Origin of the sequence: Kribbella sp. NPDC023855 (assembly GCF_040639475.1) — a bacterium.
Classification (GTDB): Bacteria; Actinomycetota; Actinomycetes; order Propionibacteriales; family Kribbellaceae; genus Kribbella.
The window spans coordinates 767,701-788,703 of record NZ_JBFAAA010000003.1 but is presented as its reverse complement, the minus strand read 5'-3'; the positions used below and the strand labels follow the sequence as shown (position 1 = coordinate 788,703).

Below are 21,003 nucleotides of genomic sequence, written 5' to 3'. Positions count from 1 at the left end.
TAACCGACTAGCCGAAGAGCTCGAACACGGGCTTGACCGAACGGATGGCCAGGTAGATGGTCAGCAGCCAGGCCGCGCCGCCGAGCAGCAGCAACCACTTGGGGTACCGGTACCCGCGCAGCAGGTCCTTGCGCTGCCATGCCACCCAGAGAAGCACACCGATCCCGACCGGCAGCAGCAGCCCGTTGAAGGCGCCGGCGAACACCAGCAGCTGGGTCGGCGCGGTGCCGACGGACAGGAAGATCACCGTGCTGACGGCGATGAACGCGACCACGAGGGCGGTCCGGGTGCGGTCCGACGTCTGCGTCCGCGACGTCACGAAGGTGACGGTCGTGTACGACGCGCCGATCACGCTGGTGATCGCGGCCGCCCAGAGCACCACCCCGAAGGCGCGCAGGCCGAACTCGCCGGCCGCGTGCTGGAAGGCGGACGCCGCCGGGTTCTTCGGGTCGAGGGCCTGACCGCCCGCGACGACGCCGAGGATCGCCAGGAAGAGCACGATCCGCATCACGCCGGTGATCAGGATGCCGGTGACGGAGCCGCGGGTGATGTCGTGGACGTGCTGCGGCCCGGAGACGCCCGAGTCGAGCAGCCGGTGCGCACCGGCGTACACGATGTAGCCGCCGATGGTGCCGCCGATCAGGGTGGTGATCGCCAGGAACTCGACCTGGTCGGGCAGGACCACGTTCTTCAGCGCCGTACCGACCGGTGGGCCGGAGGTGATCGCGATGTACGTGGTCAGCAGGATCATCAGCGCACCGAGGACCAGGACCACCCGGTCCATCGCGACACCGGCCCGCTTGGACAGGAAGATGCCGATGGCAACCAGTGCGGACAGTGCGCCGCCCAGCTTGGGATCCAGCCCGAGCATCGCGTCCAGGCCGAGGCCGGTGCCGGAGACGTTGCCGATGTTGAAGACCAGTCCGCCGACGAACAGCAGCGTGGCCATCACGTAGCCGAGGCCGGGGAAGACCAGGTTGCCGAGCTCCTGGGCGCGCCGGCCGGAGACGCCGATCACCCGCCAGACGTTCAGCTGCAGCGCGATGTCGACCAGGATCGAGGCGGCGATCGCGAACGCGAAGGCGGCACCGAGGCTGACCGTGAAGGTCGTCGTCTGGGTGATGAACCCGGGACCGATGGCCGAGGTCGCCATCAGGAACATCGCGCCGAGCAGTGTCGACTTGGTGCTCGCCTTCATCGCGGTCTCGGGCGTCTTCTTGCCCGCCGCGGGTGGCAGCGGCCTGGCTGCTCCGGTACTGCGGGTCGCGGGGCGTCGGGTCGGCTTGGACGTCGGTTTCGTGGGTGGCTTCGACATGGCGGTGCTCCTGGGTCTTCAGAAAGCTTTCGGGTCGGTCTCCTGCAGACGGTCGGTAGGTGTCTGAACGCCTTGAGTGACTTCGAGCGTAGAGATTGTTCAACAATCCTGCAAGAGTCTTGTTCAATCGAACTTCCCACCGCGCCGTGCGGTGAGCGATGATGCAGGCATGTCCATCAGTCAGCGCGGCGACGGCGACGACGAAGGCCGGCGGGCCTGGCTGCGCAGTGTCGCCGCGGACGTGGCCCGGCAGGACCGCAGCAGCTCGGCCGAGCGCGCGGCGAACATCCTTCGCCGCAGCATCACCGAGGGTGCGCTGAGGCCTGGCGCCCAGCTGTCGGAGATCGAGCTCACCGAGGTCCTCGACGTCAGCCGGAACACGCTGCGTGAGGCCTTCCGGCTGCTCACTCACGAAGGACTGCTGGTCTACAAGCTGCACCGCGGGGTGTTCGTCCCCGAGCTGGACGAGCAGGACGTGGTCGACCTCTACCGCCTTCGCCGGGTCCTCGAGGTCGACGTCGTCCGCGGCCTCGAGAAGCGCGTTCCCGAGTTGCCGGAAGGACGGCTGGAACCACTGCAGGACGACGTCGAAGCAGCCGAAGCCGCCGCACTCGCCGGTCGCTGGCCGGCGGTCGGTACGGCGAACATGCGCTTCCACCGGCACCTCATCGGCCTGGCCGACAGCCGTCGCCTCGACGACATCACCGGCCGCCTGCTCGCGGAGCTGCGCCTGCTCTTCCACGTCATCGCGAGGCCGCAGGAGCTCCACGAGCCCTACATCAAGCGCAACCGGGGCATCTTCGAGCTGCTCGCGGAGCGCAGGTACGAGCAAGCCGCCGACCAGCTCCAGCAGTATCTCCTCGACTCCGAACAAGGCCTCCTCGACGCCTTCAAGTCCCGCTGACCCCAGCTATTGGCTTGCGGAGTGCCACCCCTAACTGAGTTGATGGACCAAAGCCCTGGATTGGCCCTGACGGCGACGCTTCTTAGGGGGAGCAGCAGATGAGTGAAGACCGGACCGAAGAGCAGCGCAAGTCCTATCGGCCGATCGACGCGGCCGGGTTCCGGGCGTCGATCGCGCGGGACTGGGGGCCGGTCGACCGGTCGGTGGTGTTGCCCGACGGGCTGGCCGATGCGGCGGCGGAGCACCGGCGCAAGCTGAGTGCCGCGTTGCCCGGCCGCCGGATCGCGGTCGCCGCCGGGCGTGCGCCGGTCCGGTCGAACGACACCGACTACCGGTTCCGCGCGGACAGTGACTTCGTCTGGCTCACCGGTTGTCAGGCCGAGGGTTCGGTCCTGGTCATCTCGGGTGACGGCGACGCGACGCTCTACCTGCGCGAGACCGCCGGTCCGGGCGAAGCCGACTTCTTCGCGAACGCGCGGGACGGTGAGCTGTGGATCGGGCCGGTCCCCGGACTGAAGGACTGGTCCGAGGCGCTGCAGTTGCCGTGCCGTCCGATCGAGGAGCTGCCGGCCGCCGTGCGCGGCGCAGTACCGGCGATGATGACGACGTACGGCGTGGAGCCGTTGCTGGACGCGTTGGTGGGTGGCAGCCCGTCGAACACGCAGGAGCTGCGGCAGGTGCTGTCCGAGCTCCGCCGGATCAAGGACGACTGGGAGCTCGACCAGTTGCGCGAAGCCGTCGCTGGGAGCGTGCTCGCCTTCGCCGATGTGGCACGGGAACTTCCCGAGGCGGTCCGTGGTGGCGGCGAGCGCTGGCTGGAGGGCACCTTCGACCGACGCGCCCGTACTGCGGGCAACGGGCCGGGGTACGCCTCGATCGTTGCTGCTGGCAACCACGGACCGGTGCTGCACTGGGTTCGCAACGACGGAGCCGTGCGCGAGGGGGATGTCATCCTGCTCGACGCCGGTGTGGAGACCCGCACGCTCTACACCGCCGACGTGACCCGGACCTTCCCGGTGACGGGCGAGTACACCCCGGCGCAGCGGCAGGTGCACGACCTGGTGCACAAGGCTCAGGTCGCCGCGCTCGCGGAGGTTCGCGCCGGCGCGCCGTACCGGGCCTTCCAGTACGAAGCGATGCGGGTGCTGATCGAGGGGCTGCGGGACTGGGGCGTGCTCGACGTGTCGCTGGACGAGGCGCTCGGGCCGGACGGGCAGCAGCACCGCCGGTACGTCGTCTGCGGGCTCGGCCACTACATCGGGCTCGACGTCCACGACTGTGACGCAGCGCGTCCGGAGCGGTACCTCGCCGGGGATCTGGAGGCCGGGATGGCGCTGGCTGTCGAGCCGGGCCTTTACTTCCACCCGCACGACGAGACGGTCCCGCCGGAGTTGCGCGGTATCGGCATCCGGATCGAGGACAACGTCGTGGTGCACTCCGATCGGCTCGAGATCCTCACCGAGGCGTTGCCGATCACCACCGACGGACTCGAGGCCTGGACCCGCGCCCAGCTCCCGAGCTGAAGAGACTTCTCAACAGCCACTCAGAGTAGTCAAGCAACCACTTAAAATAAGCTGGTCACAAGCAGTAACATTCGTCGGCCCAGCACGATGTAACGAGCGGGGGAGGGTCAATCTCGGCCCGGTGCGCGGTAGTGGGGGGCCGCGGCTGCGCACCGGCCGAGCTGGCCCCGACTGGGAACCCGGGGGGGATCCCAGGGCACAACAGCACGGGGGGATTTCGATGAACCTGCGAGTGCGGGTGGTGCGCTGCATGTGCGCCGGGGACCGCTCCTGGTACGCCGACATCGATGACGCGGAAGATCCGCAGCCCGACGATCCCTACTGGTTCGTCGACGGCTGCCGGACCCAGGCCGAAGCACTCGAGCTCGCCTGCGCGCGACTGCCCGAGCTCTCGGCCGAGGCCTACCGAGGTAGCTCCCTGAAACGCGTCCAGGAAGCCAACCTCGTCTCCGTCTGAACCAGCTCAGCCTCAGCCAGTCGGCGGGTCAGTCGGTCGGTGGGACGGCGGCGCAGGTGGTGCCGCGGGCGGGCACCTTCAGCGCGACCAGGTAGTCGTCGACCGTCTGCAGGGTGCAGGGGCTTGCGTCGTAGCTGCCATGGCCCCAGCCTTCGTAAGTCACCAGTACGCCGTGCCGCCCGAGCTGGCGGGCCACGCTCTGGGCCGAGCTGTAGCCGGTGGCGGGGTCGTGCAGCGAGTTCAGCAGCAGCGCCGGTGTCTTCAGGTGCACCCGCACGTCCTGCTGCGGGTTCGGCGCCTTCGGCAGGCCCAGGCAGTTGGTCACGGCGATCAACGTCGGCGGGATCTTCACGTCTGGGGTGTTCCGGGCGATCCGGCGCAGGTGAGCGGCGTATTCGTCGTACGTGCGGACCGGCAGGCTGAAGTCGCGGCAGAACGGGACCAGCGGGTTCTGGGCCAGCCCGGTCGGTACCGGCGGCTCAGCGGTCGGCGGCTCGCTCACTTCGAGTTGCTTCAGCATGTCGGCGAGGTCCGGCCACCTCGGGCCGTACAGCATCCGGAACGCACCGAACGTCAGGGTGAACGGCGTCGCCGTCAGCTTCGGCTGCCGCGGATCCGGTAGCTCACCGCGACCGGCCCTTGCGACCAGGTCGGCCCACAGCGCTTGAATGTCGCGCCCGTGCAGCGAGCAGGTGGTCGTCTCGTTGCACCACTTCACGAACTCGGTGAACGAGTCCTGAACCGTCGCGGCCTGCTTGTCGAGCCAGTCACCGGTCGTCGTGTCGCCGTGGTCGAAGACGCTCTCCAGGACCAGGGCGCGCAGGCGATGTGGGTACCGCTCGGCGTACTGCTGACCCAGCAGGGTGCCGTACGAGCTGCCGTGGAAAGTCAGCTTCGACTCACCCAGCGCCGCGCGGATCGCGTCGACGTCCCGCACGGTCTGCAGGGTGTCGACGTGGTCGTACAAGGGTCCGGTGTGGGCGCGGCAGTCCTTCGCCAGTTCACGGTTGTAGCGGATCGTTTCCGCGAACTGCGCCCGGCTGGTGATCAGCGGCGAGGGCTGCTTCACCAGCAGCGGGGCCGAGCAGACGATCGGGTTGCTGCGCGCGATCCCGCGCGGATCGAAGCTGACGATGTCGAAGCGGTCCTGGATCGTGTCGCTGAAGCGATCCATCCCGGTCCGGATCCGGTCGACGCCCGAGTCGCCGGGACCGCCGGGACCGAAGAAGAGGGTGCCGACGCGAGCGGCCGGGTCTTGCGCAGTACGGCGGGCAATGGCCAGGCCGAACGTAGGTCCGTCGGGCCGGTTCCAGTCCACCGGGAGTTGCAGGGTGGCGCACTTCGAGCCCGCCACGAGCGCGGGGTCCTCTTTGGGCTTCACCTCGCAGTCGGTCCACTGGAGGGCAGCCGGTGTCTTGGCGGTCGGTCGAGCCGCCGGTACTGCGCCTGCCGGTACTGCGCTCGCCGGTACTGCGGCCAAGCCGGCCAGCGCGACGCCCGCGACCACACCTAACGCGGTGGTCGTGAGCGGTCGTCCAGGTCTGGTAGTCACAAGGGATCCTTTGCCGTTGGGGACCCTTCTGATCCTCGGTAAACGGCTTCCCAGGCACATCCGGGGCAACCCTTGACCGAACCCCCGGCGGGTTTGGGGGACTTGTTAGGGTCACTGGTCTGATGACTGAGACGACTGTCGCTGTAGAAGCTCCGGCCGGATCGAAGTACGCAACGGTGTTCCGCGCCGTGGCGATCGCCGAGGCGATCTCGTGGACCGGCCTGCTGATCGGGATGCTGTTCAAGTACGTGCTGTCCGACAACGAGATCGGCGTGCAGATCTTCGGCCCGATCCACGGCGGCATCTTTATCGCCTACGTGATCACGGTCGCCGTCGTGCGCAAGCCGCTGCGCTGGAACATCCCGGTCACGCTGGCAGCCCTCGCCGCGAGCATCCCACCCCTGTTCACCTGGTTCTTCGAGATCTGGGCGAAGCGCACCGGCCGGCTGTCCTAACGCTCGCAGCCTTTGCAGGGCTTGCGAGTGCGGAGGAAGTAGCCGGCGGTCGCGACGGCCAGCCCCGCGCCCCAGACGAGGTATGCGGGGACGGCGATCCAGAAGAAGCTGGCGGGCAGCGAGGTTCCGGCGTATACGGCTTCGCCCTGGATGCCGGCGACGATCATCTGGACCAGCCCGACTCCGAAGTACGCCGTGATGCCGGTGCCGAGGGCCGCGCCGGGCAGGAGCAGCATCCAGCGCGGAAAGACTCGTCCGAAGCGGGTCACCAGCAGGAGCGGGAGCGCAGTACCGGCGAGCAGGAAGCCGCCTTCGAAGAGGACCATCGAGACGCCGGTCCGGTACGGCGTGGCGTCGAGCCCGACCGCAGCTTGAGCAGCCAGCCGTACTGTGCAACCTCCGACGGCCACCCACCCGGCGATCACGGTCCAGCGTGGTGTGGTGAGCAGCTTGGGCAGCCCGATGCACCTCAGGCACTCGGGATTGAGTTGTCGCTGCTTGGCCAGCGCAGTACCGGCCAGCAGGACCGCGCCGGTCAAGCCACCCAGCCGGCTCATCATCCCGGCGACGTCGAACGGAATGCCCAGCCCGGGCAGCAACCCGCCAACGACGTCGAGCAGCACGAGCGCGCAACTGGCAACCCACCCGGCAGCCAGCGCCCACGCCACCCCAATCCCCATCCGCGACCTCGGCCGGAGCATCAGACCAACAGCCGCAGCCACACTCACCAAACACCCCGCCACCGAAACCCACCCCGGCACCAGCAAATCCGACGGCAACTCCCACACCGGCGCATGCCCCACCACAAACCAAACCCGAACCACCCCATACCCCACACCCCACCCAACCGCCCCCCACCCCACCCACCCCATCCACCACGGGATCAGGCGAAGCTCCGTGGTAGCGGCTGCGCGGCGAGCCTCCGCGGCGGCCGCGGGCGTGGTTCGTGTCATGGCTCAACAGTTGTCCGGTGCGGGACGGAACAGATCCATCGGATGGGGGAGTTGGGTCCACCGTCGGATTGACGTGTGTGGTGGGGGCGCCGTACCGTCGCGGCGAGCAAAGAAACAGCCGCATGAACCCGTGCGGGAGAGACCCGGGCTGGACCCGGGCGCCGTAGGAGCAACTCTCCCCAAGAATCTCTCAGGCACCTTCACCGTGCGGGCGAGGCACCTCTGGAAGGCAGACCTGCCTGACAGAGCGGGGAGGCATACCAATCGGTCAATGGCGACCAGGAGGCCTCCAGCATGGCGATCAGCGTGTTCGACCTGTTCAGTATCGGGATCGGTCCGTCGAGCTCCCACACCGTGGGACCGATGCGAGCCGCCCGGACGTTCGCTCTCGGCCTGGCCGAGGACGGACTGCTCGACCGTACGGCGGCCGTCGAGTCGCAACTGTTCGGTTCGCTCGGGGCGACCGGCCACGGGCACGGCAGCAACAAGGCGGTCATCCTCGGTCTGGAGGGTGAGGACCCCGAGACCGTCGACACCCGCTCCGTCGAGAGCCGGGTCGCCGCGATCCGCGCGGCCGGCGTACTGCGGCTCGCCGGGCAGCGGGAGATCCCGTTCGACGAGAACAGCCAGCTCGTCATGCACCGCCGCAAGGCGCTGCCCTACCACCCGAACGGGATGACGTTCCTGGCCCGCGCGGCCGACGGCGCCGTACTGCGGGAGCGCACCTACTACTCCGTCGGCGGCGGGTTCGTCGTGGACGAGAACGCGGCGGCCGGTGACCGGATCGTCGCGGACCGTACGCCGCTCAAGTACCCGTTCCTGTCCGGCGCCGAGCTGCTCGACCGGTGCCGTGAGTCGGGCCTGCCGATCAGCGAGGTGATGCTCGCCAACGAGCTGGCCTGGCGGACCGAGGACGAGATCCGCGCCGGCCTGCTGCACATCTGGCAGGTGATGCAGGACTGCGTCGAGGAGGGCTGCGAGACCGAGGGGACGCTGCCCGGCGGGCTGAAGGTCCCGCGGCGCGCCCACGCGCTGCACCAGAAGCTGAGCGGCGACAAGTGGTCGGTCGATCCGCTGAAGGTGATGGACTGGGTCAACCTGTTCGCGCTCGCGGTCAACGAACAGAACGCGTCCGGCGGCCGGATCGTCACCGCGCCGACGAATGGTGCCGCGGGCATCATTCCCGCGGTGCTGCTGTACTACCGTCGATTCGTGCCCGGGGCAACGGAAGACGGTGTGGTCCGGTTCCTGCTCGCGGCCGCGGCGATCGGCGTTCTGTACAAGGAGAACGCGTCCATCTCGGGCGCCGAGGTCGGTTGCCAGGGCGAGGTCGGCTCGGCCTGCTCGATGGCCGCCGCCGGGCTGTGCGAAGTACTGGGTGGTACGCCGGAACAGGTCGAGAACGCGGCCGAGATCGCGATGGAGCACAACCTCGGGCTGACCTGCGACCCGGTCGGCGGACTGGTTCAGATTCCGTGTATCGAGCGCAACGCGATGGCGTCGATGAAGGCGATCAACGCGGCCCGGATGGCGATGCACGGCGACGGCGTGCACGTCGTCTCGCTGGACAAGGTGATCAAGACGATGCGCGAGACCGGTGCGGACATGAAGATCAAGTACAAGGAGACGTCACGAGGCGGCTTGGCCGTGAACGTGATCGAGTGCTGACGGATCCTCCACGTGCGCGCTGTGGCCGAGGCCGGGCAGCGTGACGACCTGATCGTGCAGCGCGGCCAGCTCGGCGTCGGTGTTCATCGGGTCGAGCTCGCCCCGCGCCAGTACGACGTCCGCCTGGCTCGCCGCGATCAGCTCGGCCATCTTCGGCGCACCGACCCCGAAGGTGGCCGGATCCATCGCGAGCCGCCAGCGTCCGCCGACCTCCAGCAGCCCGCTGTCCACCGCCTCACTCGCGGGATCGACCAGCCCTTGCAGCCCTGAGACCTTGAGGTACCGCGCAGCCGCTTCGTCCCTGGTCTCGAACCACGCGATCGGTTTCTGCGCCAAAGCGGCCGCCTTGGCGAGCTCGTCGACCGACCACGAAACCTTCACCCCGAGGGCAATCACCCGGTCCACCTGTACGCCGTACCGGCCACTGGCCAGCTCGAGTGCGATCACTCCACCCAACGAGTGTCCGACGACGACCAGCTCCCGGCGTACCGGCAGAACCTCGGCAACCGCGGCCGCCATCGACTCGAACGTGTACCGCGACAACGCCCCCGCCCGCCCGTGCCCCGGCAAGTCCGGCGCCACCCGAGGCTGAGCCCACTCGTCCCAGACCCGCCCGGTCCCGCCAAGCCCATGCAGCAACACCAGAGATGACATGGCGGTCAGGGTGCCAGAAATCTCCGGTACTGGCGAGAAAGATGTGTCGAAGGGGTGTTTCAAACAGCCCTTTGAACGGTACGGTTCGGGTCTTGTGAGGATGTCCCGCCGTGTTGTTGTTGCCGTCGTCGTGCCGGTGGGGGTGTGTGCCGTTTTGCTGGTGGTCGCCTTGGTGGGTGGGCCACGGGCGCCGGTGATTCCCTTGCCGGGTGGTGCTGGGGTCGAGGCTGCCAAGCCGGTGACTGGGCCGCCTCCACCAAGTGAGGCCGCGGAGACGTTGCCCGCGATTCCTCAGGAGAGGACGCCGACGCCGTCGTCACCGCCGCTGTCCACCGGGCCGCTGGACGAGAACGGGCAGCCGGGGCAGCCGCCGGCGACGAGTGGGCCGGGCGACGGGCGTCCGTCGGCGACCACCTCGCTACTTTCAGAGCCACCGACTCCGGAGCCGACACCGGGAGTGGTCGAGCGCCGCAACCCTTCAATGCCTCCAGCAACTAAAACCCCGCCCGTCCCGCGGCCGACCGACCCGGGTCAGCCGCCCAGCACACCCGGTACGCCGAGCCCGCCGCCGACGGTCACGCCCACCGCTACGCCGACTGGACCGCCGGACCAGCCCAAGCCGCCCACCCTCGCGGACACCCTGCTGGTCCTACTCGGCAAACTCCGCCGCTGAGCCCCACCTCAAACCTTCGGCTGAGGTGGTCAGTACGGGTCGACGCTGCTCGAGCTGGCGTTGCCCAGGACTGACGGCTTGAGCTGGACTTCCCAGCCCTGGTTCTTGCTGAAGCCCTGGTCGAACCGCTTGAAGGAGCAGTCGGAGCTGAACTGGCGACGCTTCGGGTTCCAGTCCTTGCCGCTCTTCACGTACAGGTTGTACGCGCCGCCGATCCGGTAGACGGTCGCGGTCTTCTTCGACTGGACGTACAGCATGATGTGCGGCTTGCTCGGTGGCTTTCCGGGGGTGACGATCGAGACCGCGACGTCCAGGGCGGAGCCGTTCTTCACCCGCAGCGCGCCGTTGCCGCCGGCGCCGGTGCGGACGATGACGTCGCCGTTGGCCGGCCGGGTGTCGGTCGGCTCGGGGCCGAGGTCCGGCAGGGTCCGGCCGAAGATCAGGCCGAGGGTCCGCAGCTGGGCGACGGCGGTGGACATCGTGGTGGTGAGTTGGCGCTGCAGCGACTGGGAGACGTACGCGAGTCCGCCGCAACCGACGTCGCTGGTGTCACCGGCCGACAGTGCGTTCGCGGCGGCCTTCAGGCGCAGCTGCAGCACGCGGTTGGCGGCGACCGCGCGGGCCGGTGGCTTGATCGATCCGAGCGCGCGCGACTCCGCGTTCAGCGTCTGGGTCAGGTTTTCCATCGCGGCGCTCAGGCTGCTCTCGGTCTTCACCGTCGCGAGCGCGTTGATGTCACCCGCCAGCCGCTGGTCGAGCCGGATCAACGCCGTCTGGTACTGCGCCTGCGTCAGCGGCCCGGCCGGTACCGACGGTGTTGTCGTGGTCGGTGCCGAGGTGGGCGCCGAAGTCGGTGCCGAGGTCGGCGCGCTGGTGGGTGCGGTCGTCGGCGTACTGGTCGCCGGGTCCTCACTCGTCAACGTCTTCTTGTCGTCCGAACCGCCGCAGCCGGCCAGCAGCGCCAGCACGGCGACACCGGTCGTGATGGACAGAGCTCTGCGCATGAAAATGCCCCCACGCCTAGAAGAATCCCCTTGTCAGCAAACCCTATGCGGCAAAGGGCTTTCCAGCATCCCCAATGACCGCATCGTGTCAGACGGGAGACCTCGCCGCCCGGTTCCATCCTGCTGACAACAAGCCGGTTTTTCAGTTGCGGGGCGCCGGACGGACGAACGGGAACGCCAAGGTGGCGCGGATGTTCTGCCCGGTGAGCATCATCATCACCCGGTCGACGCCGATGCCGAGCCCGCCGGTCGGTGGCATCGCGTACTCCAGCGCGCTGAGGAAGTCCTCGTCCAGCGACATCGCCTCGGGGTCGCCGGCCGCCGCCTTGAGCGACTGCTCGGTGAGCCGCCGCCGTTGCTCGACGGGATCGACCAGCTCCGAGTACGCCGTACCGATCTCCGCGCCGAAGGCGACCAGGTCCCAGCGTTCGGCCAGTCGTGGGTCGGTCCGATGAGTACGCGTCAGCGGTGACGTCTCCAGCGGGAAGTCGGTGTAGAAGGTCGGCAGGGTGGTGGCCGGCTCGACCAGTTCGTCGTACAGCTCGAGCACCAGCTCGCCCGCCGACAGGCCGAACCCGGCGTGCACGCCGTGCTTGGCGCACAGCTCGCGCAACGTCTCGACCGGCGTACCGGAGTCGATCGGTACGCCGGCCGCGCGGCTGACCGCGTCGTGCACGGTGATCACCGGCCACTCGCCCGAGATGTCGATCTCACCGTCCGGGCGCTGCACCACCGGCTTGCCGAAGACCGCGGTGGCGGCCTCGATCAGCAGTTCGCGGGTGAGTTCGCGCATCACGGTGTAGTCGGCGTACGGCTGGTAGGCCTCGACCGAGGTGAACTCCGGGTTGTGCGTCGCGTCGGCGCCCTCGTTGCGGAAGTTGCGGTTCAGCTCGAAGACCTTGCCCAGCCCGCCGACGCTGAGCCGCTTGAGGAACAGCTCGGGGGCGATCCGCAGAAACAGGTCGGTGTCGTAGGCGTTGATGTGGGTGACGAACGGCCGCGCGTTCGCGCCACCGTGCACCGCCTGCAGCATCGGCGTCTCGACCTCGATGAAGCCGCGGGACTCGAACCCGTTCCGCAACGCCCGGACCGCGGTACTGCGATGGTGCATCATCTGCAGCGAGTCGGGGTTCATCACCAGGTCGAGATGCCGCTGACGGACCCGTGCCTCCGGGTCGGTGAAGCCCTTGCGCTTGTCCGGCAGGGGATGCAGGCACTTCGCCGCCATCAGCCACTCGGTCCCCGCGATCGACAGTTCGCCGCGGCGGCTGGTGACGACCTCGCCGGTGACGCTGACGTGGTCGCCGATGTCGACCAGGCGCCGCCAGTTCTGCACGGCCTCGGCGCCGCAGGTCTCGGCGGACAGCATCACCTGCAGCGTCGCAGAACCGTCCTGCAGTTGCGCGAAGGAGAGGCCTCCGTGGTTCCGCATCCGCATCACCCGGCCGGTGACGGAGACCTCCTGGCCGGTGTGGTGATCGGGCGCGAGGTTCCGGTACAGCGCGCGGATCCGTTCCAGCGTCTCCGTGCGCGGCACCGTGACCGGGTACGGCTCGATGCCCTGGGCAACGAGTTGGCCGAGTTTGGCCCGCCGGATCTGCTCCTGCTCGGTGAGTTTGCGGTCCGGCAGCACCGGCCGCAGCAGTTCCTGCTCCTGCTGCCGAACGGCCGCGGCGAACTGGCCGCCGTCGGCCGCCATGATCGCGTGCCGCTCGGCTGTCTCCAGGCTGTCGACCCGGGTCCACGGGCGAGGCGCGGGGAGGAAGCCTTCCGCAGTACCGGCGGCCAGCAGTACCTGGGCCAGCGAGGCGCCGCGGGAGTAGCAGATCAGCCGGGGTGACCAGCGCGGCAGGTACTTCTCGTTGGACTGGTAGAGACTCTCCAGCTGCCAGAACCTCGACGCGGCGGTCAGCAGCGCGTTGGTGAGCCGCAGTACCGGCCCGGCGCCCACGCGCTCGGCGTCGCTGAAGATCTCCCGGAACATGGCGAAGTTGAGCGAGATGTGGTGCAGGCCGAGGTCGCCACTGGCTTCGACGAGCCCGTTGACCATGAACTCCATCAGGCCGTTCACAGACTCCGGATCGCGCCGCATCAGGTCCAGCGAGGCCCCGCGCACACCCCACGGGACGAAGGAGAGCAGACCCCGTACGACGCCGTCGGAGTCGCGCGCGATCACCATCACGCAGCGCGCGTCGGCCGGGTCGCCGAGCCGGCCGAGCGCCATCGAGAAGCCCCGCTCGGTCTGCGCACCACGCCACTTCTCCGCGAGTTGCACGTACTCCGCCAGGGCCTCGGGCGACAGGTCGCCGTGCCGGACCACTTCCGCGTGGTAGCCGGCGCGCTGGACCCGCGTGACGGCCTGCCGGACCGGGCGCATGGTCCGGCCTTCGAGGGTGAAGTCGGCGACGTCGATGATCGCCTCGTCACCCATCGCGAGCGCTCGCAGGCCGGCGTCGACGTACGCGTGCGCGGCCTCCTCGCTGGCCGACAGGACGGCGGGGGACCAGCCGTAGGTCCGGGCCTCGGCCAGCCAGCGCTGGATCGCGCCGGGCCAGGCGGCCGGATCGCCGATCGGATCGCCGCTGGCCAGGCTGACGCCGTTGACCACCCGGTAGGCGATCGCCGCTTCGTTGTCGGGGGCAAACATCACGGCCTTGTCGCGCCGGGTGGCGAAGTAGCCGAGCGAGTCGCGTTCGCCGTACTCGAGCAGCAGCCGGCGCAGCTGCAGTTCCTCGGGCTGGCTCAGGTAGCGGACCCGGCGGACCGAGCGCAGGAAGATCGCGAAGGCGATCACCAGGCAGGCCGCGGAGATCGCGCCTACTGTCAGGCCGACCCAACCGTGGCCTTCGTGCCCGGCGCCCATCTTGCTGCGGCTCTGGCCGAGTGCCGCGATCACGGCCCAGCCGATCTTCTCCTTCTGGCCCTCCAGGGTCTTCGGGAAGATCTGGGTCAGCGTGATGCTGACCGCGATCGAGATCAGCAGGCCACCGACCAGCGCAGCGACCGCCTGCCGGCGGGTACCGGGCGCCAGCCGGGCCGGGAAGGCGGCGCGGATCTTCCAGAGCAGCAGCACCAGCGAGGCGACCACGATCACCTGCGCGATGGCGAGCTCGAGATCCTGCGGCTTGGCCTCGCCGAACTCCTCGATCAGGTTCTGGTCGCGCGGATTGGCCAGCCGGACGCTGGTCAGGCCGACCGCGGCCACCGCGGAGAGCAGCCAGAGGACCTCGAAGACCCAGAGCACCCACAGCAGCGCGGCCCGCTTGCCGCGCAGCAGTGCGCTGCCGACCACGGCGAGGTAGACCGCCGAGAAGAAGGTGTGACCGGCCGGGATGCCGAAGAAGTCGAAGGCCAGGTCGACCCGCTTCACGTACTCCGGTACGACCAGGTGCAACGGGATCGCCAGGAACGACCAGACCGACGCGACAACGACGACCCGGCCGACCCAGACAGCCGCACGCTGCTTCCACTTCGGGATGACCTGTTCCGACGACACCCAGCGATCATCCCATCCCGGGGTAGTGACTTTGGTCTTGTGTGTCACTCTGGCCCGCATGACGGCCGTCCCCGCCCGCTTTCCCTACCGGCTGATGCGGGGTGTCCTGATCGGCGCGGGAGTTCTGTACTGCAGCCTCCTGCTCGAACTGATGGCCGGCTACCCCCTGGATGTTCACACCTCGTTCCTCAGCGAGCTGGGCGCGCTCGACCAGAAGACCAGCCTGTACGCGCGGGCGCTGGACCTGGGCTCGGCCGTCCTGTTGTTGCTGGCGGCAATCCTCGGCCGGCCGGCCGCCCGGATGCACCGCGACATCGCCGGGCTGCTGATCAGCTCGGCCGTCTTCGGCGCCGGGACACTGTCCGACGCGTTGCTGCCGCTGAGTTGCGCGCCGTCGGTGAGCCAGGCCTGCCGGGACGCCGCGGCGGGACACTCCAGCACCGCGTTCCTTCTGCACGAGATCACCTCGAGCATCGCATGGTTCGGGAGTGTCAGCCTCGGCGTCTTCGCCATCCTCGTGCTGCGTCGATCGGGCTGGGGCGGCTTCTGGGGCAAGGTGGTCGCCGGCCTGGCCGCAGGGGCGATCTTCACGCAGGTGTGGCTGATGATCGTGATGAGCTTCGAAGTCCTGACCGGTGGTGATCTGCATCAGCCGGGGATCCTGCAACGGGTGTCGGTGGGGCTGGTCTGCTTAATGCTGGCGACATTGCTGCCTGGTCTGAGGCAGGCTTTCACCCGATGAGTACCAGCTGGGTGGTTTTGCCGGGTCTCGCTGAGGCGCCCGAGGAGTTCGCTGAGGTCGTGTCGTTGCTTCCGGACGACGACCTGCACGTGGTCGATGCCTGGCGTACGCCGATCACCGCGCCGGTCGAGGCGTTGCGCGAGAGTTCCGGTGTGACGGTCCCGGTGGGACTGGTCGGCCACTCGATCGGTGGACTCGCTGCACTGCGCTGGACGCTCACCCATCCCGGCGAGATCGACAGGCTGGTCCTGGTCGACTCCAGCCTCACGTCGGAGACGGGCTGGCGCTGGCTCTATCCGGGCACGCGGGGCGACCGGCTGGTCCGCTCGGTACTACGGGTGCTGGGGCGCATCGGCGTACCGGGGCTGCTGGGGACGTCGGTGTGGCGGGCCTTCGTGTGGGTCGGCAGTATCCGGAAGAGCAGTTCATTGCCTAGGGCAACTGTTCGCGATCGGTTCGGGGCCGCTGACTCGTGGCTGCTGTTCTGGGACGAGTTGGCCGGTAGCTGGGCGCTCGCCGCTGAGGTCGCCAAGCTATTGGAGTCGGTGCCGGATCGCCTGCCGCCCGCGATCGTTCTGGTGGCGACGGGTGGTAGTTCGCGCTTCACCGCGAAGAGTTGGCTCGCGGGTCAGCGGGCGCTGGCCGCTCAGCTGCGTGCGACGGTCGAGGTGCTGCCCGACTCGGCACACCTGGTCCACCTGGACCGCCCCGACGCCATCGCAAAGGCCGTAACCAACCTCGCCTGAAAGGGCTTGCCGGTCCTGGCGGGGGAGTTCTATGCTCATTCCACTGAAACACTCGTGTCAGTAACTGAGAGTGGCAGAGGTGGGGCATGTGAACGAACTGGAGACGCTGGTCAGCCGCCGGCTGCGCTGGAGCTGGCGCGTCGACGACGGCCGGGTCGATCGCGGACGGAGTGCCACGCCACGGCACCGAGTCGCTCGGGAGCGGCTGCGAACGGCCTGCCGGCTGCGGCAGCGCGAACTGGATCGCCTGCACCCCTGGGCGGTCCGGCGATGATCGTCATCACCTGCGTCCACTGCGGCAAGCGGCAGTTACTGCCGTTGACGATGGTCAACGGCATGACCCGGACCGTCGGCGACGACGGCCGGGTGGTTCATCACCTCACCTACACCTGCTGGTGCGGCCGGTCAGGGATCAAGACGATCCACGGCCCGGTCGAGGCAGGCTTGTGAGTCAGGCAGGGGACCTGCCGCTCGGGGGAGGTGTTGGTCAGGCCGAGGTGGTGAGGGCGGGAGTGGGGAGCTTGCGCTGCCAGACCTCGTCGAGCGCCATCCGCATGGCGCCGGTGACGACTGCGTCCTCTGCCAGTGCTGACAGCTCCAGCTTCGGGTGGTTGAGGGTGAGCAGCCGGAGCTGGTCGGAGATGGCATCCAGCAGCACCGCTCCGGCCCGGGCCACACCGCCACCGATGACAACGGCAGTCGGGTCCAGCACCAGTACTGCGGGCGCAAGGGCGCGGGCGAAGTCGCGGGCGACCTGCTGCACCACGGCCTGGGCAACCGGGTCGCGCTCGGCGGCGGCCGCGAAGACGTCGGCAGTGTCGAGTTGGTCGCGGCCGAGCTCGGCAAGACGGGAGTCGGGGTTGGCCAGTGCGGCCTGACGGCCCAGCTCGGCGATCGCCTCGGAGCCGACCGCACGTTCCAGCGGGCCACGGCTGTCCTCGGGGTTGATCACGTCGTCCGGTGCGGTGGCGATGAAGCCGATCTCACCGGCCGCGCCTGTACCGCGGTGGAGCCGGCCGTCGATCACGATGCCGGCACCGAGCCGCTCACCCCACTGGACAGCCAGCAACGTGCCCGTGCCGCCGCGAGCCGCGGCGATGGCCAGAGCAGCCAGGTTGGCGTCGTTGTCCAGCATGACCGGGCAGTCGAGCAGGCTGCGGACGTGCTTGGTGAGGTCGACCGCGGACCAGCCCGGAACGCTCGGGACCAGCTGGACCCGGCCGGTGTGCTCGTCCACGATGCCGGGGCTGGCCGCGACGGCTGCCGCGATGTCCCCGGCCGGGACCTCCGCCTCGGCGAGCGCCTCGGTGATCACCTCACTGATGACCCCGAGCAACTCCTGGGCGGTCCAGCCGGGGCCGGACCGGCGTACCAGGGAGAGCTTGCGGCCGGCCAGGTCGGAGACGCCGACGGTGACGCGGTGCGGGCCGACGTCCAGCCCGAGCACGGGGGCCGCGCGCCCGCGCAGGGAGACCCGGATGGCCGGGCGGCCCAGCGAGCGGTCCGCGGAGTCGGGGCCGTGCTGCTGCAACCAGCCGGCGTCCAGCAACTCGTCGACTGCCTGGGCCACGGTCGGCCGGGCCAGTCCGGTGCGTTCGACCAGTTCGGCGACGCGCAACGGTGCCGGTGCCGAGCGGCGGACCGCGTCCAGCACCGCGGCGACGTTGATCCGTCGCAGCATCGTCGTACCGCCGCCGCCGACCGTTCCCTTGCTCATGTCCGACCCCTTGCCTGCCACTCGCCCATCCTATATATAAAGCGAGCGTTCATAAATGAACCGGCCAGTTGCGCGTGTGCCGCCGGATCTCGGAGGGCTGGCGGTCGCCCGGAAAATCCGTGAGTCGACAAGTATCACCCGCAGCCCGTCCTGCCGCCCAGCACACGCGCGGGATCCGGGATCAGTCCTGCAACACCGTCCGGGCGAAGCTGCTGAGCGCCTCCCGGTCCGGCTGCTGGGTCTTGGTCATCAGGCTGGCGACGTGCTTCTCCACCGTCCGCGGCGAGATGTGCAACCGCGACGCGATCGACTTGTTCCCGATCCGGTCCACCAGCAGCTGCACGACCTCGAACTCCCGCGTCGTGATCCCCAGCTGCCGCAGATGCGCCGGCACCTGGTCCGACCCAGTACGCCGCTGCGAAACCGTAGCCCCGAGCTGCCGCAACATACTCCGGCAAGCACTGGCCACCGCCGGCACCTCAGCATTATGAAAATAATCCTCAGCCTGCCGCAACCACCCCACCGGCTCCCCCCACCCATCAGCCGCAGCCTGCTCGGCCACCAGTCGCAAGCCCATGTGTCGTGCCATCGGATAGATCGCTGCGCTCTTCAGTGCCTCCTCGATCTTGGTGCAGGCTTCCTCGAACCGGCCGTCGCGACCGAGCAACACCGCGTGGGCGAATTGGACGAACTGTCTGTTCCAGCGCATCCGGCTTGTCGCGGACGATGTCGCCGCCTCGAAATGAGCCCACCCGTTTCGCCTCGAGAGCACCCCGAGCAGCAAGGCGGCGCCGTTCTTACCGGCCAAGTGGAACTGGGTCGGGTTCTGAGCGTCGTAAGCCAGTGCCTGCGCCATCTCCGATTCGGCCAGCTCGCGATTCTCTTCGAGTAAGGCGCAAAACGTGCGTGCCAACCCGAAGGACACCGGGAGCTCGTGGGAGGCTCTCTCCCCGTACTCCGCCAGTTCGGCGATCGTCTGCTCCATCGCCACACGCTGCCCCTGGTGGCCTGCGAGCATCGCCTTGGTCACCAGCAAGTAGGGTGCCCGGCGACTCAGCCTGAGTCGCCGGGTGACCTCCAGATTCTCCGCGATCTTGATCGCCGCCACGTCGTACTCGCCGCGGAGCACGGCCTGCTGGGCCAGTACCTGGTCGACGTCATAGGCGCTGGGGATCGCTCCGATCTTCAGTGCCTGCCGTCTGGCTGTCTCCAACTCGGTGACGTCGCCGTCGGCCAGACACATCGTGCCGGCCTGGAAGATGTGGGCGATGACGCGCTGCAGGCCCATGTTGTTGTCGGTGGCTACCTGCCGCGCGCGTTGGAAGTAGCTGATCGACTGTTCGAGGTCGTGCTCGCGGGCCAGGATGCCGAGGAGTTGCCAAGCATCGGCTTCGACTGTCGGCAGCTTGGCGCGCTGAGCGGCTTCAGCAGCCTCGATGCCCAGCTTGGCAGCGGACTTGAGGCGTCCGGGACTGCTCCTGGTCATTTCCAGCACTGCCGCGATCGCCTGCAGCGGAGCCAGGTCAGCGTCGCCGGCGTCCGGACCGAGGAGGGCTCGAGCTGTACCCACGTGTGAACTCGCGGACGCCCAGCGACTGGCAGAGTATTCGAACTCCGCGAGCCGGACGTGCAGCGCGGCGACCCGACGGCTGTCCAGACCGCGGCTGGCCAGTTCGTCGACGAGCTCCGGCCGAGCAGCCGGGTGCTCGAACTGGCCGGATTCGCCGAGGGCCAGCAGCAGTGAACCGAGCACCTCGGCGCGGTAGCCGATGTCAGGATCGTCGGCCAGCAAGGTATAGGACCGGTCGAGCAGCTGAGCGGCGCTGTGCAGCGAACCTTGGTCGAAGGACCGCCGCCCGGCCTCGGCGAACAGGCGCGCCGCGCGGGCCGGATCTCCGCCGGTCTGCGCCAGCTCCGCGACCATCAGCGACCATTCGCCGGGCAGCCCTGGATGCAGGACCTCGATCGCGTCGGCACAGCGCCGCGCCAGCGTCGCGCGTTCAGTCGGGTTGTAGCCGGCCAGCAGCGCCTCGGCGGTCAGGGGATGCCGAAACGCGTACCAGTCCGGGACCGGCTCGTCCGGGCCGACCAGTTGGGCGGCCAGCCCGGCCCTCAACGTTGCGAGGAGCTGTCGTTCGTCGACGGCGCTGGCCTGCCGAACCACGCTGAGGGGAAAGCGGTGCCCGATCACCGCCGCCAGCGCCAGCAGTTCGCGGGACTGCGGCCCCAGCTGGTCCGTCCGGCTGTTGATGCTGTGCACCACTGCCGCCGGAACAGTCATCTTCAGGTTGTCGACGACCTGGACAGCGCCATCCACCCCGGACAGCAACTGGCCCGACCGGCTCGCTTCCTGCAGCAGTTCCTCGGCGACGAACGGGACGCCTGCGCTGTCCGCCCACAACCGGTCCGCGAGTTGCTCGGGCACGGCTGCGGGGTCGACCTCGAGGCGGCCGGCCGCGAGTTGCCTGACCTGGTCGCGAGTGAGTGGGCCGAGCTCCAGCGAACTGGCCGTGCCGCACTGATTTGCCAGTTGGGCGAGTTCTCCGGCGGGGCAGGGCTCCGAGCGCACGGTGGCGATCAGGGCTATCGGCTGGTCCTCGAGGTTGTCCAACAGATACTCGATGACGGCCAGCGTCTCCGGATCGGCTCCGTGGAGGTCCTCGAGAACCAGGAGGCAACCGCGACCGCGACCCGCTATGCCGAGCAGCCGAAGGATGGCTTCGCCGAGCACCACTGCTGAGATGGCAGTCTCGGTGGTGTGATCGTCCCAATCGGGAACCAGCCGTCCCAGCACCCGCCGATAAGGGCCGAGGGCCTCCGGATCAGGCATTTCGCCGCGACGGATCAGCGACAGGAGCGCTTCGGTGAACGGCCGGAAAGCAGTCGCCGCCCCGACCGCTCCGACGCGCCCGCGAAGGGTGAGCATGCCGCTTTCGAGCGCGAGGCTGGTGCCTACCGCGGCGAGCCTGGTCTTACCGATCCCTGGCTCGCCGGTCAGGAAGACAGCATCGCCACGGCCGGAACGGGCGGCAGCCAGCAGATCACCGAGCCGACCGATCTCCCCATCCCTGCCGACCACTCTGGGCGCATGGGTCCGCATCCCTGCACTCTAATGGTGGACCGACCAGATCGCAGGCGGATCGG

18 protein-coding genes and 1 riboswitch are annotated in these 21,003 nt (G+C 68.8%); of the genes, 10 read left to right on the top strand and 8 right to left on the bottom strand.

The genetic code is table 11. The annotated features are described in order from the left end of the window. Window positions 1-7 precede the first annotated feature (7 nt). Entirely contained in the window at window positions 8-1,315 is a 1,308-nt protein-coding gene (locus AB0F51_RS14630; RefSeq protein ID WP_360279359.1) for an NRAMP family divalent metal transporter, read from the bottom strand. Window positions 1,316-1,484: 169 nt separating this feature from the next. Between AB0F51_RS14630 and AB0F51_RS14625 the strand changes: the two genes are divergently transcribed. From AB0F51_RS14625 to AB0F51_RS14615, 3 genes are all read left to right on the top strand, one after another. Beyond that, entirely contained in the window at window positions 1,485-2,219 is a 735-nt protein-coding gene (locus AB0F51_RS14625; RefSeq protein ID WP_360279357.1) for a GntR family transcriptional regulator, read from the top strand. Between the two features lie 98 nt (window positions 2,220-2,317). Then, a complete protein-coding gene (locus tag AB0F51_RS14620; protein WP_360279355.1) occupies window positions 2,318-3,742 on the top strand; it encodes an aminopeptidase P family protein in 1,425 nt (474 codons plus the stop codon). 220 nt (window positions 3,743-3,962) lie between these two features. Continuing rightward, window positions 3,963-4,199 (top strand): hypothetical protein, encoded by a 237-nt coding sequence (locus AB0F51_RS14615; protein ID WP_360279352.1) that lies wholly within the window; start codon window positions 3,963-3,965, stop codon window positions 4,197-4,199. A gap of 28 nt (window positions 4,200-4,227) precedes the next feature. Here AB0F51_RS14615 and AB0F51_RS14610 read toward each other — a convergent pair whose 3' ends face one another. Then, window positions 4,228-5,751, bottom strand: coding sequence for an alpha/beta hydrolase (locus AB0F51_RS14610; protein WP_360279350.1), 1,524 nt, complete (start codon window positions 5,749-5,751; stop codon window positions 4,228-4,230). 122 nt (window positions 5,752-5,873) lie between these two features. Between AB0F51_RS14610 and AB0F51_RS14605 the strand changes: the two genes are divergently transcribed. Further along, window positions 5,874-6,206, top strand: coding sequence for a DUF3817 domain-containing protein (locus AB0F51_RS14605; protein WP_360279347.1), 333 nt, complete (start codon window positions 5,874-5,876; stop codon window positions 6,204-6,206). Here AB0F51_RS14605 and AB0F51_RS14600 read toward each other — a convergent pair. Continuing rightward, window positions 6,203-6,886, bottom strand: a complete 684-nt coding sequence (locus tag AB0F51_RS14600; protein WP_360279345.1) for a hypothetical protein — start codon at window positions 6,884-6,886, stop codon at window positions 6,203-6,205. The genes AB0F51_RS14605 and AB0F51_RS14600 overlap by 4 nt on opposite strands. 396 nt (window positions 6,887-7,282) lie before the next feature. Beyond that, window positions 7,283-7,375, top strand: a riboswitch (glycine riboswitch). 78 nt (window positions 7,376-7,453) lie between these two features. Here AB0F51_RS14600 and AB0F51_RS14595 point away from each other — a divergent pair. Next, the gene (locus AB0F51_RS14595) at window positions 7,454-8,827 is read left to right on the top strand and encodes an L-serine ammonia-lyase (RefSeq protein WP_360279343.1); all 1,374 of its coding nucleotides are present in this window, start codon (window positions 7,454-7,456) and stop codon (window positions 8,825-8,827) included. Here AB0F51_RS14595 and AB0F51_RS14590 read toward each other — a convergent pair. Then, the gene (locus tag AB0F51_RS14590) at window positions 8,789-9,481 is read right to left on the bottom strand and encodes an alpha/beta fold hydrolase (RefSeq protein ID WP_360279340.1); all 693 of its coding nucleotides are present in this window, start codon (window positions 9,479-9,481) and stop codon (window positions 8,789-8,791) included. The two genes, AB0F51_RS14595 and AB0F51_RS14590, sit on opposite strands and share 39 nt — an antisense overlap. Window positions 9,482-9,581: 100 nt before the next feature. On the opposite strand from AB0F51_RS14590, the gene AB0F51_RS14585 reads away from it, so the two are divergent. Then, window positions 9,582-10,154, top strand: a complete 573-nt coding sequence (locus tag AB0F51_RS14585; RefSeq protein WP_360279337.1) for a hypothetical protein — start codon at window positions 9,582-9,584, stop codon at window positions 10,152-10,154. 29 nt (window positions 10,155-10,183) lie between these two features. On the opposite strand, the gene AB0F51_RS14580 is transcribed toward AB0F51_RS14585, so the two are convergent. After that, window positions 10,184-11,158 (bottom strand): hypothetical protein, encoded by a 975-nt coding sequence (locus AB0F51_RS14580; RefSeq protein WP_360279334.1) that lies wholly within the window; start codon window positions 11,156-11,158, stop codon window positions 10,184-10,186. Between the two features lie 142 nt (window positions 11,159-11,300). Beyond that, window positions 11,301-14,654: a bifunctional lysylphosphatidylglycerol synthetase/lysine--tRNA ligase LysX gene (gene lysX / locus AB0F51_RS14575; protein WP_360279330.1), complete on the bottom strand. Its 3,354-nt coding sequence runs from the start codon at window positions 14,652-14,654 to the stop codon at window positions 11,301-11,303. Between the two features lie 58 nt (window positions 14,655-14,712). On the opposite strand from lysX, the gene AB0F51_RS14570 reads away from it, so the two are divergent. The 4 genes from AB0F51_RS14570 to AB0F51_RS14555 all read left to right on the top strand — a co-directional run bounded on the left by AB0F51_RS14570 (window position 14,713) and on the right by AB0F51_RS14555 (window position 16,592). Continuing rightward, entirely contained in the window at window positions 14,713-15,396 is a 684-nt protein-coding gene (locus tag AB0F51_RS14570; RefSeq protein ID WP_360279327.1) for a DUF998 domain-containing protein, read from the top strand. After that, window positions 15,393-16,142 carry an alpha/beta hydrolase gene (locus AB0F51_RS14565; protein WP_360279324.1) on the top strand — a complete coding sequence of 250 codons (750 nt, stop codon included), beginning with the start codon at window positions 15,393-15,395 and terminating at the stop codon, window positions 16,140-16,142. Before AB0F51_RS14570 ends, AB0F51_RS14565 begins: the two co-directional genes overlap by 4 nt. A gap of 88 nt (window positions 16,143-16,230) precedes the next feature. Then, window positions 16,231-16,416 (top strand): hypothetical protein, encoded by a 186-nt coding sequence (locus AB0F51_RS14560; protein ID WP_360279321.1) that lies wholly within the window; start codon window positions 16,231-16,233, stop codon window positions 16,414-16,416. Next, window positions 16,413-16,592: a hypothetical protein gene (locus AB0F51_RS14555; RefSeq protein WP_360279319.1), complete on the top strand. Its 180-nt coding sequence runs from the start codon at window positions 16,413-16,415 to the stop codon at window positions 16,590-16,592. The genes AB0F51_RS14560 and AB0F51_RS14555 overlap by 4 nt, the downstream gene beginning before the upstream one ends. Before the next feature lie 37 nt (window positions 16,593-16,629). Here AB0F51_RS14555 and AB0F51_RS14550 read toward each other — a convergent pair whose 3' ends face one another. Beyond that, entirely contained in the window at window positions 16,630-17,859 is a 1,230-nt protein-coding gene (locus tag AB0F51_RS14550; protein ID WP_360279316.1) for an ROK family transcriptional regulator, read from the bottom strand. A gap of 181 nt (window positions 17,860-18,040) precedes the next feature. Further along, a complete protein-coding gene (locus tag AB0F51_RS14545; protein WP_360279314.1) occupies window positions 18,041-20,959 on the bottom strand; it encodes an AAA family ATPase in 2,919 nt (972 codons plus the stop codon). Window positions 20,960-21,003: the final 44 nt, after the last annotated feature.